Source organism: Streptomyces sp. JLBG701, assembly GCF_058544905.1.
Genome location: NZ_CM178588.1, coordinates 9,636,376 through 9,651,759, shown reverse-complemented (window position 1 = coordinate 9,651,759; position 15,384 = coordinate 9,636,376). Strand labels below are relative to the sequence as shown.

The 15,384-nt window shown below is 69.4% G+C and carries 13 protein-coding genes; 4 read left to right on the top strand and 9 right to left on the bottom strand.

Annotation, left to right across the window (positions count from 1 at the left end; genetic code table 11):
- Nucleotides 1-4: 4 nt before the first annotated feature.
- Nucleotides 5-673, bottom strand: coding sequence for an NAD(P)-dependent oxidoreductase (locus tag AC5DRG_RS44155; RefSeq protein WP_491805583.1), 669 nt, complete (start codon nucleotides 671-673; stop codon nucleotides 5-7).
- A gap of 142 nt (nucleotides 674-815) precedes the next feature.
- Between AC5DRG_RS44155 and AC5DRG_RS44150 the strand changes: the two genes are divergently transcribed.
- The 3 genes from AC5DRG_RS44150 to AC5DRG_RS44140 all read left to right on the top strand — a co-directional run bounded on the left by AC5DRG_RS44150 (nucleotide 816) and on the right by AC5DRG_RS44140 (nucleotide 3,578).
- Nucleotides 816-1,301: a MarR family winged helix-turn-helix transcriptional regulator gene (locus AC5DRG_RS44150; RefSeq protein WP_491805582.1), complete on the top strand. Its 486-nt coding sequence runs from the start codon at nucleotides 816-818 to the stop codon at nucleotides 1,299-1,301.
- Nucleotides 1,302-1,477: 176 nt separating this feature from the next.
- Nucleotides 1,478-2,263 (top strand): MBL fold metallo-hydrolase, encoded by a 786-nt coding sequence (locus AC5DRG_RS44145; RefSeq protein ID WP_491805580.1) that lies wholly within the window; start codon nucleotides 1,478-1,480, stop codon nucleotides 2,261-2,263.
- Between the two features lie 37 nt (nucleotides 2,264-2,300).
- Nucleotides 2,301-3,578, top strand: a complete 1,278-nt coding sequence (locus tag AC5DRG_RS44140) for a YhgE/Pip domain-containing protein (RefSeq protein WP_491805578.1) — start codon at nucleotides 2,301-2,303, stop codon at nucleotides 3,576-3,578.
- Nucleotides 3,579-3,605: 27 nt separating this feature from the next.
- On the opposite strand, the gene AC5DRG_RS44135 is transcribed toward AC5DRG_RS44140, so the two are convergent.
- The 7 genes from AC5DRG_RS44135 to AC5DRG_RS44105 form a co-directional block, all read right to left on the bottom strand.
- Nucleotides 3,606-5,408 carry an RICIN domain-containing protein gene (locus tag AC5DRG_RS44135; protein ID WP_491805576.1) on the bottom strand — a complete coding sequence of 601 codons (1,803 nt, stop codon included), beginning with the start codon at nucleotides 5,406-5,408 and terminating at the stop codon, nucleotides 3,606-3,608.
- Between the two features lie 95 nt (nucleotides 5,409-5,503).
- Entirely contained in the window at nucleotides 5,504-7,279 is a 1,776-nt protein-coding gene (locus tag AC5DRG_RS44130; protein ID WP_491805574.1) for an amylo-alpha-1,6-glucosidase, read from the bottom strand.
- 55 nt (nucleotides 7,280-7,334) lie between these two features.
- Nucleotides 7,335-8,156, bottom strand: coding sequence for a carbohydrate ABC transporter permease (locus AC5DRG_RS44125; RefSeq protein ID WP_491805572.1), 822 nt, complete (start codon nucleotides 8,154-8,156; stop codon nucleotides 7,335-7,337).
- Entirely contained in the window at nucleotides 8,153-9,049 is an 897-nt protein-coding gene (locus tag AC5DRG_RS44120) for a carbohydrate ABC transporter permease (protein ID WP_491805570.1), read from the bottom strand. Before AC5DRG_RS44120 ends, AC5DRG_RS44125 begins: the two co-directional genes overlap by 4 nt.
- A complete protein-coding gene (locus tag AC5DRG_RS44115; protein WP_491805568.1) occupies nucleotides 9,046-10,299 on the bottom strand; it encodes a sugar ABC transporter substrate-binding protein in 1,254 nt (417 codons plus the stop codon). Before AC5DRG_RS44115 ends, AC5DRG_RS44120 begins: the two co-directional genes overlap by 4 nt.
- A 181-nt stretch (nucleotides 10,300-10,480) precedes the next feature.
- Nucleotides 10,481-11,536, bottom strand: coding sequence for a LacI family DNA-binding transcriptional regulator (locus AC5DRG_RS44110; RefSeq protein WP_491805566.1), 1,056 nt, complete (start codon nucleotides 11,534-11,536; stop codon nucleotides 10,481-10,483).
- Between the two features lie 239 nt (nucleotides 11,537-11,775).
- Complete coding sequence (locus AC5DRG_RS44105; RefSeq protein WP_491805564.1) at nucleotides 11,776-12,363, bottom strand: TetR/AcrR family transcriptional regulator; 588 nt, start codon at nucleotides 12,361-12,363, stop codon at nucleotides 11,776-11,778.
- Between the two features lie 95 nt (nucleotides 12,364-12,458).
- Here AC5DRG_RS44105 and AC5DRG_RS44100 point away from each other — a divergent pair, with 95 nt between their 5' ends.
- Nucleotides 12,459-14,666, top strand: coding sequence for an MMPL family transporter (locus AC5DRG_RS44100; RefSeq protein ID WP_491805562.1), 2,208 nt, complete (start codon nucleotides 12,459-12,461; stop codon nucleotides 14,664-14,666).
- Between the two features lie 75 nt (nucleotides 14,667-14,741).
- On the opposite strand, the gene AC5DRG_RS44095 is transcribed toward AC5DRG_RS44100, so the two are convergent.
- A complete protein-coding gene (locus AC5DRG_RS44095) occupies nucleotides 14,742-15,353 on the bottom strand; it encodes a TetR/AcrR family transcriptional regulator C-terminal domain-containing protein (protein WP_491805560.1) in 612 nt (203 codons plus the stop codon).
- Nucleotides 15,354-15,384 lie beyond the last annotated feature (31 nt).

The following is a 15,384-nucleotide window of genomic DNA, read 5'->3' as shown; positions in this document are numbered from 1 at the left end:
GCGATCAGCCCGCGTGCCCCTGCGGCTTCCACCCCTTCTCCGTCGTGACCAGCACGCGCTGCCCGGCGAGGCCGCGGTCGCCGGCGATCTCGACGAGGGCGCGCGCGACGTTCGCGAACGGGAGGGTGGGCAGACCGGGGACCTTGGCGACCTGGTCGAGGCTCTTGACCGTGGCAGCGGGTGCGGCGGGGGCCTCCTTGAGGTTGACCGGGTGGACGATCGTCCAGTTCAGGCCACTCGCGGGCAGGCTCTGCTCCGAGAGCTCCTTGTCCTTGAATATCGCGGCGACGACCGTGCGATAGACCAGCCGCGCCAGGAACGACCCCTTCGCCGCCGTGTCCCCAACCCCGAACGCGGACACCAGCACGAACCTCTCGACACCGGCGTCCCGCGCCGCGGCGGTGACGACCGGCAGGGTGCGCTGCATGAGGTCGATGGGCTTCTTCGCGCGCATGGCGACCCCGATGGCCGAGATCACGGCGTCGCTGCCGACGAAGGCCTTCGCCATCGCGGACCGGTCGTCGAGGGAGCCCCGCACGACGGTCAGTCCGGCCTGCGGCTGCACCGCGTCGGGGTTGCGGACGTAGGCCACGACCTCGTGCCCCTGGGACAGCGCCTCCTTCACGACGTGTGAGCCGATGTTGCCGGTGGCGCCCAGTACGGCGATCTTCATCGTTCTTCTCCTCCTCCGGGGCCTGCTTGGGCCCGCTCGGGCTATTTACTTCGAATTCGAAGCATTAGGCCAAAAGTACTTCGAATTCGAATCACATGCTTGACGGTAGCATACTTCGAACTCGAAGCAAGGATGGTGGACCATGGAGCCGACGCCCCAGCACATCGCGGCCTACTTCGCCCTCATGGAGGCCGGAGCCCTGCTGCAACAACTGGTCGAGCAGCAACTGCGCGACGAGGGCAGCCTCAGCTATATCCAGTTCCGCGTCCTGGCCCAGCTCGCCGAGGCCCCCGGCCAGAGCCTGCGCATGACCGATCTCGCCGACGGGGTCGTCTACAGCCGCAGCGGACTGACCTACCAGGCCGACCGCCTGGAGCAGAACGGCCTGATCGTCCGCACTCCGTCGCCCGACGACGAACGCTCGGTGACCGTGACGATCACCGAGGCCGGGCGGGAGACACTGGCGCGCGTGCTGCCCGGCCACATCGACCTCGTCGCGAGAGAGCTCTTCGGCCCGCTGAACGAGGAGGACGTCACGGCGATGGCGGACGTTCTCACGCGAGTCCGCGACAACCTGCGCAACGCCCCACGCCACCGGGCACCCCGCCGACGGCGCGCGGCGACCTGACCCACCCGACGTTTGACAGCACTTATATCGTAAGTCTAGCTTGAGGGGAGATGGACATACGCCGTAAGTGTGATGGAGGCCTGTGAATGACGGGCAGCCGCAGACCGGCCGGCGTCCACGACCACGGCCGGGGCCGGTCAGTACCCGCCCCCCTCACACCTCCAAGGACGCCCGCCATGAAGGTCCACCACCTCAACTGCGGCACCATGCATCCGCCCGGCGCCCGCCTCGTCTGCCACGTCCTTTTGATCGAGACCGCGAACGGCCTGGTCCTCGTCGACTCCGGCTACGGCCTCGACGACATCGCCGACCCCAAACGTCGCGTCGGACCGGCGCGCCGCTTCATCCGGCCGGCGTTCGACCCCGAGGAGACCGCCGTCCGCCAGGTCGAGGCGCTCGGATTCCGCCCGGACGACGTGCGTCACATCGTGCTCACCCACTTCGACGCCGACCACATCGGCGGCCTCTCCGACTTCCCCCACGCCGAGGTCCACCTCACCGCGGACGAGGCGCTCGGAGCCGTGCACGCCCCCTCCTGGCGGGAGCGCATCCGCTACAGCCCAGCCCAGTGGGCACACGGCCCGAAGCTGGTCGAGCACCGTCCCGACGGCGAAAAGTGGCGCGGGTTCGCAGCGGCCAGGGAACTCGACGCGATCGCTCCCGGCATCGTCCTGATCGCCCTTCCCGGCCACACCCGCGGCCACGCCGCCGTGGCGGTCGACGCCGGTACGCGCTGGGTGCTGCACGCCGGTGACGCCTTCTACCACCACGGCACCCTTGACGGTCGCTCCCCGGTCCCCGCCTCCCTGCGCGGCATGGAGACCGTCGTCGGGTTCGACCTGAAGCAGGTCCGCGACAACCACGCCCGCCTCGCCGAGCTGTACCGGCGCGCCGATACTGACCTCACGATCATCAGCGCCCACGACCCGGTCCTGTACGAGAAGGCGCGCGCAGGCGCATAGGACGAGTCCCTGTGCCAGAGCGCGAAAAGGACGATTCATGACCGCAGACGCCACGCCTCCCGGCACCGGCCCTCAGGCACGCGCCACCGCACTCCTGCGCCGCCCCAAGCTGTGGCTGATGCCCACGATCCTCACCGGGCTGCTCGCCCTGCTGCTGTCCCTGCTCTACATGGGCGGGATCGTCAACCCGCAGCGCGACCTGCACGACCTGCCCATCGCCCTCGTCAACGCGGACACGGGCAAGCCGTTGCCCGGCCAGAAGCAGAACCTGGGCACGCAGATCAGCGGGGCCATCACCGCCGACACCTCCAGTGACAAGGCCGAGTGGCGCACGCTCACCCGTGCGCAGGCCCAGGACGAGCTGGACTCCGGCAAGGTCTACGGCGCCCTGGTGATCCCCTCGGACTTCACGGACTCCGTCGCCGCGCTGACCACGGCCAAGGCCACCGAGCGTCCGGTCATCACGGTGCTCACCAACCCCGGCAAGGGCAGCCTCGGTTCCTCCCTGGCAAGCCAGATCACCACGGCGGCCGCCCATCAGGCCTCGCAGACCATCGGCAAGCAGCTCACGACGGCGGCCACGGCCGACTCCACGACGAAGCTGCTGCTCGCCGACCCGGTCACCGTCACCACCCAGGTCGGCCACCCCCTCGGCGACCACAGCGGACTCGGACTGACCGCGTTCTACTACACCCTGCTGCTCGTCCTGGCCGGATTCATGGGCGGCAACGTCATCAGCAACGGCGTGGACACCGCCCTCGGCTACGCCGACAACGAGATCGGCCCCTGGCACACCCGCCTGCCCACTGTGCCGATCAACCGCACCCAGACACTCCTGCTGAAGATGGCCATGACGGCCGGCATCACCCTCATCAGCGTCTCCCTCGTGATGCTCGCCAGCATCAGCGTCCTGGGCATGGACGCGACCCACATCCCACTGCTGTGGATCTACTCCTACTGCGCCTCCCTGGCCGTCGGCCTCGGCGTCCAGGCCATCAACGCGGCTTTCGGCGGGATCGGCCAGCTGGTGTCCATGTTCGTGTTCATCGTCCTTGGGCTGCCGTCCTCGGGCGCCACCGTCCCGCTCCAAGCGGTCCCCGGCTTCTACGAGTTCCTCTCCCACTTCGAGCCCATGCGCCAGCTCAGCGACGGCGTCCGCGCGATCCTCTACTTCGCCGCACGCGGCGACGCCGGCCTGACCCGCGCCTGGATCATGATCGCGATCGGCGCGGCCATCGCGCTGCTCTTCGGCTTCGCGATGACCGCGTACTACGACCGGAAGGGCCACCGACGCCTGACCCCACAGCCCGCCTGATCCGGCCGCCTCTCGACGCCGCTGCGGTCAGCCCTTGCCGAGCAGTCGCCAGATCTGGTTCTTCTTGCTGCCGAGGACGCCTGCGGCGTCGCAGGTCCACTGGTGGATCGCCGCGCCGGCCGAGGTGGAGACCCCTGAGACGTCGACGCACTTGCCGCTGTGGACGGCGACCAACTGGTAGTCCTGGCTGTTGCCGAGCGCGGTGACGGGGTTGAGGGTGAACTGCTGGTTGGTGCCGCCGTTGCAGGTGTACTGGATGACGGCGGCGCCGTCGGCTGTGGCGGCCCCGGAGACGTCCAGGCACTTGCCGCTGTACTGGTTCACCACGGTGTACGTGTTGGTTTTGCCGCTCACCGGCTTGAAGTCGAACATCTGCTGGTACCCGCCCTCGCAGTGGTACTGCTGGTACTGGGTGCCGTTGGCGGTGCTGCGGTTGGTGTCGTCCAGGCACTGGCCGCTGTGCTGGGCGACGGCGACCGTGGAGACGGTGGTGTCGGACGGCGGGAGCAGGGTGACGGTGTAGCCGTCGGAGGCGTTCGTCCAGGGGACGGTGACGGAGGCGGCGTTGCCGCTGACGGTCAGGGTCTGGTCGGAGACGGTGACCGGGCCGGTCACGGCGCCGCCGCCGTTGTTGGGGATGCGCTGGAGGACCGCGCGCACCTGGCCGTTCTCGACCACGGAGGTGGTGTCGAGGCGGTTGAGGTTGACCGTGACGGTCCCCGTGTTGCCGTTGCTGCCGAGCAGGATCTTCGCGTTCTTCGCGGTGTTGTCCTTGGTCGCGAGCCCGTCGGTGTTGGTGCCGGGGATGAAGTTGACGATGTTGCCGGACTGCGAGCCGTAGTAGCGGTACATGAACCACTCGCCGAGCGGCAGGTACTGGCTGCCGGTCTTGGTGAGCAGGTTGGCCTCGAAGTCGTGGAGGTTGCCGGCGGAGGCCCAGTTGGCGCGCAGGCCGTCCGCTCCGGCCCGCTCCAGACGGGAGATGTACCAGGCGCCACGTCCGGGGTTCTGCTCGTCGGTGTTGCCGTACTCGTTGACCTGGAACGAGCGGCTGGTGGTCATCGAGCGGGCGGAGAGCTTGGACTTGACGGCGTTGCTGTCGGTGACGGGGTCGCCGGGCAGGTCGTGCCAGCTGTAGATGTCGGGGGCGACGCTGTTGGCCTTGACGTAGTCCAGGTACGTGTTCCACCAACTTGAGCCGGAACCACTGGGTTTGCCGCAGGTGCTCGGGCCGACGACGACCGCGCCCGGGATCGCGGCTCTGATCTTCGCGTACGCCCGCTTCCACATCTCCAGGTACTGGGTCTGCCCCGATCCCCAGAAGGCCGTGCAGTCGGGCTCGTTCCAGATGTCCCACTGGATGTCCGTCATGCCCGCCGCCAGTACGTCGGACAGCAGCCGTGTGTAGAACGCGTCGAAGTTCGACCAGTCCCCGCCGTCACCGGGGTAGGTGGGGGTGGTGGTGCCGTCCGCGCCCCACAGGTCGTGCGGCAGGATGACGAAGGTCCCGCCGAGCGCCTTGGTGCGCTTGTACTGGGCGAGGGTGGAGTTCCAGCGGCGGTCGTACTTGCCGGCGACCCAGCCGCCGGGACTGTCCAGCTGGGCGCCGCCGGCCCGCATGAACTTCCATTTGATGTCCGTGTAGAAGTGGTCCTGCGGCAGCGAACCGTCCTCGGACATCCCGTAGATGGTCCCCGAGGCTCGGTAGGCGGGGGCGCCCCCGGCGGTGGAGAAGTCGACGGTAACGGTGGTGTCGGCGGCGTGCGCGGTGGTGCCGGGCAGGGTGACGGTGGCGAGCGCGGTGGCCAGTGCGGCCAGCGCGACGGACACGCGCCCTCGTCTCGGAGGGCTGGGGATACGGGGTGTGCGCATGGCGGGTCTCCCGAGTTCGGTGTCCCCTGGGCGCGGCTCGGCCCAGGTGGTCTTCAGCCGCCGGAGGTTCCGGATGTCCCGGCGGTTCCGGCGGACTCCCCGCGCCGCCGCTCGTGGGCCTCGGCGAGGAGGAGGTAGCTGCTGGCGGTCCAGGTGTAGGCGCGGTCACGCAGGCCTTTGCCGCTCAGGGCGTCGAAGTTCTCCGCGAAGCCGTATGTCTCGCACAGGGCGCGGAAGCGGGCGCTGATCTCGTCCGCCAGTCGTATGTGGCCCGCGCGGCGCAGGCCGTCCTCGACGAGGACCGTGGCGGGTGCCCAGATGGGGCCGCGCCAGTAGCCGTCGGCGAGGTAGTGCGGGGAGGTGGGCAGTTCGGTGGCGAGGCCGTGTGGGGTCAGGTGGGCCTCGATGCGCTCGGCCAGTACGGCGCTGATCTCGTCCGGCAGTTGCTCGCCGAGCACGATGGGCATCAGGTCGAGCAGGCCGGCGCTGCTCCAGCTGTCCTCTCCGTGCGCGGAGCGGGCGACGAACCGGTCCCCGGTCCACAGCCGGCCGAGCATGGCCGACTGGGTCGCGTCGGCTGTCCGCGTCCAGTCGCCGGCGTCATCCGGGCGGCCCAACTCCCCTGCAAGAATGGAGAGTTCGCGCATCTGGAGGATGAGAAAGGCGGCCAGGTCCGCGGTGACGACCACGCGTTCGGGGTCGAAGGTGGTGGCGTTGTCCCAGCCGCTGTCGTTGCCGTGCTGATAGTGGGGCAGGTCGGCGCCGGGGGCCCTGCGGGCGGTGAGCCAGAAGTCGGTCCAGCGCTCCAACATGCCGTACGCATCGGTCAGTTCGGCCTGGCCGAGGGGCTCGGGCAAGCGTCTGCGGAGGTGACCGAAGGCCCAGCCGTGGATGGGCGGTTTGACGAAGTTGTAGAGGACCTCGGAGTGCGTCACCGAGTCGGGCAGGGCCCCGCTCTCGTCTTGGTGGTCGAAGGGCAGCGCGAACTGGTCCCGGGCCAGCTCGGGGCAACCGGGCGCCAGGGCAAGGGCGTTGAAGCAGTGGTCCCAGCTCCACACCTTGTCCATCCAGTGCTTGGACATCAACACGGCGGGCCGCGTGACCAGGCCGGCCGGGCGTACCGTCGCCGACCACACCACGTACGCGGCGAGTTCGGCGGCCGGGGTGGCGGCCGAGCGCCAGGGGGCCACCACGTCGACGAAGTCCGCGAAGGAGTTCCGGGCGGCCTCCGCGACCTTGCCGAAAGTAGTCGCCGAGACGTAGGGCGCCCGCGCCGCGTCGAGCTCCTCGACCGCGATCTCCCACGGTCCGTCGCCCTCGGCCATGACCGTGAGACCGCGCTCGGCGACGCCCAGGGCCTGGGTGCCGGACACCTCGGCCAGGGCGCCGGACAGCACGGTGATCCGGTAGCGGCGCCCGGTCTCGTACGAGGTGAACACGTGGGCGTCGGCGGCCGGGTCGCGGTAGAAGTACGTGCCGCTGAACGGGGTCAGGGCAGGTGCCGCCGCGCCGACGCCCAGTCCGAGACCGGTGCCGCGCAGGCGCACGGTGTCCGGCGACTCGTAGGCGAGGTCGATGCGCCCGCCCTCACCGGTCCAGCTGAGCATGCTCGGGGTCGCCGCCGTGCGCGTCCCGGCCCGCTCGCCCGTGGCCGGGTCGAGGGGGACCAATCGCAGGACGGCGTGCATGCCGTTCTGGTGCGAGACAAGGTGGAGGTCCTCGGCACGCGTCTTCTCCGCGAGCACGGGCGAGATGCAGAACCAGGATCCGTGCGTGCTGAACGGGATGTCGTGGAGGAAGAAGGCCGGACCGGAGGGGGCGGCGGTCATGGAGGCGTAACTCGTTTCTTCAACAGGGGCTCGATAGAAGGCGCTTGACGATCCGTCAGTCCTTGACGGCACCGGCCGTCACCCCGGCGGCGACGTACCGCTGGGCCAGGACGAGGATCACCGCGGCGGGCAGCGAGGCCACGACGGCGGTGGCCATGATGGCGTTCCACTCCTGGTTGTTGTTGCCGATGTACTGGTAGATGCCGAGGGTGATCGGCTGGTGGGCGCCGCCGGCCGCGAGGGTGCTGGCGAAGACGAAGTCGGACCAGGACCACAGGAACGCGAACAGCGACACCGTGACGATGGCGTTGCGGCTCATCGGCAGGACGATGGACCAGAAGGTGCGCGGGGTCCCGGCGCCGTCGGTCCTCGCCGCCTGGAGCAGTTCGCCGGGGATGGAGGACATGAACGCGGTGAAGATCAGTACGGCGAAGGGGACAGCCAGGGTCGAGTCCGCGATGATCAGACCGGGCACGGACTGGAGGAGGCCGAGGCTGAGGTAGATGGCGTAGAAGCCCATCGCCATGATGATCCCGGGGACCATCTGGGCGGCCAGGAGGACGAAGCTCAGGACTCCGCCGCCGCGCGGGCGCAGCTTGGCCAGGGCGAAACCGGCGGGCGCGGCCAGCGCCACGGTCAGCACGACGGTGCCCAGACCGACGACCAGGCTGGTGCCGAGGTACGGCAACTGCTGGTCCAGGACGGCCCGGTAGCCCTCCAGGGTGCCGTGGACCGGGAACAGGTCCGGGGGCGATTTGCGCATGTCCTGCTCGCGGGTGAAGGACACGTTCAGCATCCAGTAGACCGGGAAGAGCATGATCGCGGTCAGCAGCAGGCCGAGGCCGGTCTTCCACCACGTACGGGAGCTGCTGTTCATGACATCCTCTGCTTTCGCTCGGCCCGGACGTACACCAGGCCGAAGACCAGCGCCGCGACGACGAGCAGATTGCCGACGGCCGCACCCGGGCCGAAGGCGGGCAGCAGGTTGCCGAAGCCGAGTTGGTAGGACCAGGTGGCGAAGGTGGTGGACGAGTCGGCCGGGCCGCCCTTGGTCATGATCCAGATGATGTCGAAGACCTTGAGCGTGTAGACGAGGCCCAGGAGCAGGGTGATCGCGGAGACCGGGCGCAGCAGCGGGAAGGTGATGTGCCAAAACCGCTGCCAGGCGTTCGCGCCGTCGAGGGCGGCTGCCTCGTACAGGCCGGCGGGGATGGACTGCAGCCCGCTGTAGAGGACCACGAGGTTGAAGGGGACGCCGATCCAGGTGTTCGCGATGATCACGGACGTCAGCGACCAGTCCGGCGAGGTCAGCCAGTTCACCGGCCCGATGCCGACGGCGTGCAGGGCGGAGTTGACGATGCCGGAGTCGCTGTTGAGCATCCACGACCAGGTGGAGGCGGACACGATGAGCGGCAACAGCCACGGCACGAGAAAGAGGGCGCGCAGGGTCGCGGAGAGCCGGAAGTGCTGGTTGAAGAAGACAGCGAGGGCCAGGCCGATGGCGTACTGGAAGAGCAGGCATACGGCGGTGAAGACCACGGTGTGCACGAGTGCGGGGGCGAAGGTCGGGTCGTCGAAGACGGTCCGGTAGTTGGCCAGGCCCGTGAACGGGGCGTCGCCCCGGACGAAGGAACGGACCGTGTAGTCGCGCAGGCTCAGATCGAGGTTGCGGTAGAGCGGATAGGCGTTGAAGAGGACGAGGTAGAGGGTCACCGGGGTGAGGAAGGCCCAGGCGGCCCACTGCGGGGAGCGTTGGCGACGGACGGTCACTTGACGGCGGCCTGGGCCGCGGTCAGCGCGTCCTTCGGCGACTCGGCCCCGCTGAGTGCGGACTGGACCGCCTTCCACAACTGCTCTGAGATCTTGGGGTACTTGGTGCCCAGGTCGTCACTGGTCCGCCCCTTGGCCGCCTTGACCGCGTCGACCCAGGGCTTCAGTTCGGCGTTGGCCGCGACCTGCTTGTCCTGGACCTCAGCGGTGGGCGCGACGTAGGAGAGCGTGGTGTCGGTAGCGAGGAGGTTCTCGGTGCTGGTCAGGCAGGACACAAGCTGCTGCGAGGTGGCGTAGCGGTCGGTCTCGCCCTGCGCCGGAATAGTGACGAACTCACCGCCCGTCGGAGCCGCCGCGCTGCCTCCCGAGGCGGCCGGGACGGGAATGACCCCGTACTCGAAGCCCGCCTTCTCCGCGTTGGCCAGTTGCCAGGTGCCGTTCTCGCTGAACGCGTAGTCGCCGGTCGCGAACTCCTGCCAGCTGGTGGTCTGGGTGTTGTTGATGACGGAGTTCGGCGCATAGCCGTTCTTGAGCCAGTCGCTCCACAACGTCAGTGCCGAGACGCCCTCGGCCGAGTCGAGTGCGGTGAGCTGCGCGCCCGAGCCCCAGAACCACGGCAGGAACTGGAAGCTGCCCTCCTCCGTCCCGATGGCGGAGAAGGTGATGCCCTTCTTGCCCGCTTTCTTGACCTTCTCCAGCGCCGCCGTCAGCGTCTTCCAGTCCTTGACGGAGGCGATGTCCACGCCGGCGTCCTTCAGCACCTTCTTGTTGTAGTAGAGGGCGAGCGTGTTCGCGCCGACCGGGGTGCCGTACGTCTTGCCGCCCGCCTGGCCGGCTCCGAGCAGGTTGGGGTCCGCCTTCGAAGTGTCCAGCTTGTTGTCGTCGGTCGTGGTGAGCACCCCCGCCTCGGCCAGGGTCGACACGACGGGGTTGTCGACGATGAGCACGTCCGCCGAGTTGTCCTGCTGCGCCGCCAGCAGCGCCTTGTTCGCCAGGTCGCTGGTGTCGAAGGCCGTCCGCTTGACCTTCACGCCGGCCTTGGTACCGCAGTCGTCCAGCAGCTTCGCCCACGCCGAGCCCTTGTCGAACTGCGGGTAGGGGTCCCAGATCGTGTACGTGCCGGTGTCCTCGGCCTTCGTGGAGCCGCTCGATCCGGAGGAGCACGCCGTGCTGCCCGTGGCGATGGCGACGACGGTCAGGGCTACGGCAGTGAGGCGCCGTCTGGCGGATGTGTTCGCCGATGTGTTCATTGCGCGGTCCTCTTCGTTTTTGGCACAGGAATGCCCGGGGAGGGTGTCCTGGGGGTATCGGGGCCTGCCGAACGGGGCCGCCGAGTTGTTCAAGCGGCCCGAGCGGAAGGAGAGGGGGCGTGCGGAAGGGGAAGGGACGTACGGGATGTGACGGGGTGCGGGTCAGAGGGTCAGGAGAGGGTCAGGAGTTCGTGTCGAGTCCCGCGTCCGGGGCCTCACCGGCGGGCGAGGTACCGGCAGGCCCCGTGCTGGAGCGCAACGAGATCGGCGGTGCGAGGAGTCGGTGCCGGGGTGGCGCGTCGGGGTGGTCGAGCCGCTCGACGAGCAGGTCGACGGCGAGCCGGCCCATCTCCGCCGCCGGCACGTCCGCCGCGGTGAGCTGCGGGGTCACCGTCTCCGCCCACCGGCAGGCCACGACTCCGGTGAGGGAGAAGTCGCGCGGTACATGGCGGCCGGCCTCGGCCAGCCCCCGGTACAGGCCGCCGAGCGCGGCCTCGTTCAGGGTGACCAGGGCCGTGGTGGCCGGGTCGTCGTACAGGATCCGCTCCACACAGGCCTGGCCCGAGGCGGCGTCGTCCCCGCAGCAGTAGGTCCGGACGGTGAGCCCGCGCTCCGCGGCGGCCTTGGTGAACCCGTCGAGGCCGCGTCGGGCGGACTCGTACCCGGCCCGCAGGAGCTGCTCGGGCCGGTTGACGAAGGCGATCCGACGGTGGCCGAGGTCGGCGAGGTGGTGGACGCATGCCTCCGCCAGCGCGGTGTGGTCCAGGCCGACCCACCAGCCGCGTTCCGGGTGTGCGGTACGGCCGATGGCCACCGAGGGGAAGTCCAACGCGTCGAGGTGATCGACCCGGTCGTCCTCCAGCCTGATCTCCATCAGGATCGCGCCGTCGACCCGACGCTCCCCCAGCAGCCGCTGGAACGAACGGTCGCTGTCCACCCCGCTGGGAGACAGCAGTACGTCGTAGTCGTAGGCCGCGGCCGCCTCCACCACACTGCCGATGAAGTCGAGCTGCATCCCGGTGTAGTGGTTGCCGGCCGGCGGGAAGACCAGGCCGATGGTGCTGGTCCGGCCATTGGCCAGGGCACGCGCGCTGGCGTTGGGCCGATAGCCCAGTTCGTCGATGACCCGCTGGATCTTCAGCCGGGTGTCATCGGACACGGGACGCTTGCCGCTCAGCGCGTAGGACACAGTGCTCCGCGAGACACCGGCCCGCTTGGCGATCTCACCGATGTTCACGGGCTGACTCCTTGCTCGTACGGATCGAACCGGTTCGCGTGAAGTGAAGTTAGGAGCAACCCGAACGGGTGTCAACGCTTTGCACCGAACCGGTTCGACAAGACGCCTGGGTGCAGTGCACCCACCGTTAAGGGCCGGTTGACGATACTGCTGTGCAATCGTGGCTCCGACGTCGAACCGGTTCGACGCCTGCCGACGCCACGGAGACGGCGACTCGGCAGTCGAATCCCTCTGAGCCCTTAGGGCGCGGCCGGGAGCAGCGTGGCGGCCCCGGCCCGCAGGAACGCCATCGCGCCGTCGATGTCGGCGCTCTCGGGGTCGCGACACAGCTCGCCGACGATCGCCGCAGCGGTGGTGGCCACCAAACGCGGGCCGAAGGCACCCGGCACGGCGCCGCTCTCGATGGCGAACATGCGCGCGCCTTCCTGCACCACTTCCGCCAGGCGTCCGTTGCTGACGGCCCTGAGCTGCGGATTCAGCTCAAACATGCGCTCGGACAGGTCGTCGAGGTCGCTCCGGTTGGCGATCTCCTCGCGCAGCCAGTGTTCCAGCGCGTCGAGGGTCAGCCAGCCCTCCCGCCGCTCGCGCAGGGCCGTTCCGAGGCGTTCCGCGAGCGCCTCGGAACGGGCCAGCGCCAGCTCCAGCTTGGACGGGAAGTACAGCGTGACCGTGCGCGGCGAGACCTCCGCCGCCTCGGCGATGTCGGCGATCGTCGTCGCGTCGAATCCGCGCTCCGCGAAGAGCCGGTACGCGGACCGGAGGATCGCTTCCCGTCGCCGAGCCTTGCTTCGCTCCCGGAGGCCGTCCCGTGGCCCGTCAGTCACCATACTCAAACATTACCATGGAGAGCTAATTTACAGTCGACTGCAATTATGCCTTAGAGTGCATCCAGCTGTCATCGAACGACGAAGGGAAGGCGGACATGGCGTCTCGCCTGTACGCATGGGCGCGGCTGGCGGTGACCCACCGCGGTCGGGTCATCAGCGTCTGGCTGTTGCTGCTCGCCGCGATCGGCGGCCTCGGCATCACCATCCACGGCAAGGTGGCCTCGGACTTCACCGTCCCGGGCATCGAGTCCCAGAAGGCCCAGGACCTCCTGGAGAAGCAGTTCCCGGACGCCGCGGGCGGTGTGATCCGCGTGGTGTACGCCGCACCGAAGGGCAGCAACCTGACGGAGGCGAAGACCGAGGCGGCCATCGAGGCGGGCCTCGGGAAGGCCGCCGGGATCTCCGGGGTCGTGCAGGTCTCCGACCCTTTCAAGACCGGGACGATGTCCGCGGACAAGCGGATCGGCTATGCCGACGTCCGCTTCCGGCAGGCCGCCGCCGACGTCACCCAGCAGGCCAAGGACTCCTTGAGCAGCGCCATGACCCAGGCCGAGAAGGCCGGCCTGGAGGTCGAGTACGGCGGAACCGCAATGAAGCCCCAGACCAAGGTCGGCGGACCCGCCGAACTCGTCGGCGTCGTGATCGCCCTCGTCATCCTGGCGCTCACCCTCGGCTCACTGGTGGCGGCCGGACTGCCCCTGGTGACCGCCGTGGTGGGCGTGGCCATCGGCGTTCTGGGCGTGAAGTTCGTCTCGACATGGGTGGAGATCACCGGCACGTCCACGGTGCTCGCCCTCATGATCGGTTTGGCGGTGGGCATCGACTACGCCCTGTTCATCATCTCCCGCCACCGCGAACAGCTCGCCGACCCCGACATGGACGCCGAGGAGTCGACCGCGCGGGCCGTGGCGACCGCCGGCAGCGCGGTCGTCTTCGCCGGTGCGACCGTGATCATCGCCCTGGCCGCCCTGACCGCCACCGGCATTCCCTTCCTGGCCGTCATGGGCCTGTCCGCCGCCGCCACGGTGCTGATCGCCGTCCTCATCGCGGTCAGCCTGGTGCCGGCCGTACTCGGCCTGTTCGGCGAGCGGCTCCGCCCCCGAGCCAAGAGCACCAAGAGCCCCCGTCCCGGCCGTCGCGAGCGTGTCCCCGGCGCCTGGGGTCTGGCCTGGGCCCGCACGGTCACCCGCAAGCCCCTGATCGTCCTGCTGGTGGGCGTGATCGCGCTGCTCGCGCTCGCGCTACCGGCCCGCAACCTGCGCCTGGGGCTGCCCAGTTACGCCTCGGAGCCCACCGCGAGCACCCAGCACAAGAGCTACGACCTGCTGACGAAGGGCTTCGGCCCGGGCTTCAACGCCACCCTCGTCGCCGTCGTCGAGACAAAGGACATACCCGCCGGAGACATCACGGCCACCGTCACCGACCTGCGCACCTCAATGGCCAAGGACTCCGACGTGGCGACCGTCTCTCAGCCGGTCCCCAACGCCGACAAGAGCCTCGTCGTCATGGCCGTCGTCCCGAAGACCGGACCCGACGACCAGGCCACCACCGACATGGTCGGCCGCCTCCGCGACCACGCCCCTGCCTTCGCCAAGGCCGGCGGCACCCTCTACATCGCCGGTCAGACCGCGGCGGCCATCGACGTCGCCGAAAAGCTGTCCGGCGCCCTGCCCGGCTTCGTCGCGATCATCGTGATCCTGGCCCTGATCCTGCTCACCCTGGCGTTCCGTTCGCTTCTGGTCCCGCTCAAAGCGGCCGTCGGCTTCCTGCTCTCCGTCGCCGCGGCCCTGGGCACCACGGTCTGGGTGTTCCAGTACGGCCACCTCAACGGCCCGCTGGCCATCCCCTCGGCCGCTCCGGTCGCCAGCTTCCTGCCCGTCCTGCTGATCGGCGTCCTGTTCGGACTGGCCATGGACTACGAGGTCTTCCTCGTCAGCCGCATGCGCGAGCACCACGAGAACACCCTGGACCCGCTGCAGGCCGTCGTGCACGGCGTAGCCCGCAGCGGGCGCGTCGTCAGCGCGGCCGCGCTCATCATGGCCGCGGTCTTCGCCGGGTTCATCTTCAACGAGGACCCCGTCATCAAGGCCATCGGCTTCGCACTCGCCGTCGGTGTCCTCATCGACGCCTTCGTCGTCCGCATGACCCTCGTGCCCGCCGCCATGGCACTGCTCGGCCGCCGCGCCTGGAGCCTGCCCCGTTGGCTCGACCGCGCCCTGCCCGACGTGGACATCGAGGGAGCCAACCTCCCCGAGCACAGGGCGGAGAAGGACGCCGAGCGGAGTGAGGTGCCGGTGGGGTGACGTGGCGGTGGGGGCCGTACACCGTCGGGAGCCGAAGCCGTACGGCGCGACTCCCGGCGGGGCGGGTCCGTCAGGTCACGAGCGTGCCTCGGCGCGGCGGCGGACCGCGTCGAGGAGGAGCTCCAGGCCGAACTCCATCTCCGCTTCGTGGTCACAGACGGCCAGTTCGGCGGCTTCTGCGGCCACGGCGGGCAGCCCGCTGTCGACGAGTTCCTGCTCGCGCATGACGATCACGCCCGGGATGGCTCCGGCGTACGTCGGCGCCGAGCCCACCTCGCGCGAGAGGGTGCCGATCAGGAACGCGATGAAGGTCCGCAGCACATGGACCGCGGCGGCGCCCTCCAGCTCCGCCCGGTGCAGGATCCGTAGCGCGGCCTCCACGACCGGCATGGCGGCGGGCGCGTTCAGGCGCCGGGTCAGCACGAGGGGCGCGGAACGGGGGTACTCGAGGGCGGCGGCGCGGAAGGAGCGGGCGAGCTCGCGCAGGGCGTCCTCCCACGGCATCGCGTCGACATCGGGGATGCGGACCCCACTCAGGATCACGTCGGCCATGGCGTCCAGCACGTCGGTCTTGTCGTCGACGTGGTTGTACAACGACATGGTCCGCACCCCGACCGCCGCCGCGATCTTGTGCAGCGACAGCTTCTCCATGCCCTCCGTCTCGGCCACCACCAGGGCTTGACGCACGATCTCCTCCCTGGTCAACGGCCCACGGCGG

Excerpts from the sequence above, each read along its gene's own strand:
- AC5DRG_RS44155 (WP_491805583.1), bottom strand. The coding sequence starts at position 673 with ATGAAGATCGCCGTACTGGGCGCCACCGGCAACATCGGCTCACACGTC.
- AC5DRG_RS44150 (WP_491805582.1), top strand. The coding sequence starts at position 816 with ATGGAGCCGACGCCCCAGCACATCGCGGCCTACTTCGCCCTCATGGAG.
- AC5DRG_RS44145 (WP_491805580.1), top strand. The coding sequence starts at position 1,478 with ATGAAGGTCCACCACCTCAACTGCGGCACCATGCATCCGCCCGGCGCC.
- AC5DRG_RS44140 (WP_491805578.1), top strand. The coding sequence starts at position 2,301 with ATGACCGCAGACGCCACGCCTCCCGGCACCGGCCCTCAGGCACGCGCC.
- AC5DRG_RS44130 (WP_491805574.1), bottom strand. The coding sequence starts at position 7,279 with ATGACCGCCGCCCCCTCCGGTCCGGCCTTCTTCCTCCACGACATCCCG.
- AC5DRG_RS44125 (WP_491805572.1), bottom strand. The coding sequence starts at position 8,156 with ATGAACAGCAGCTCCCGTACGTGGTGGAAGACCGGCCTCGGCCTGCTG.
- AC5DRG_RS44115 (WP_491805568.1), bottom strand. The coding sequence starts at position 10,299 with ATGAACACATCGGCGAACACATCCGCCAGACGGCGCCTCACTGCCGTA.
- AC5DRG_RS44105 (WP_491805564.1), bottom strand. The coding sequence starts at position 12,363 with ATGGTGACTGACGGGCCACGGGACGGCCTCCGGGAGCGAAGCAAGGCT.
- AC5DRG_RS44100 (WP_491805562.1), top strand. The coding sequence starts at position 12,459 with ATGGCGTCTCGCCTGTACGCATGGGCGCGGCTGGCGGTGACCCACCGC.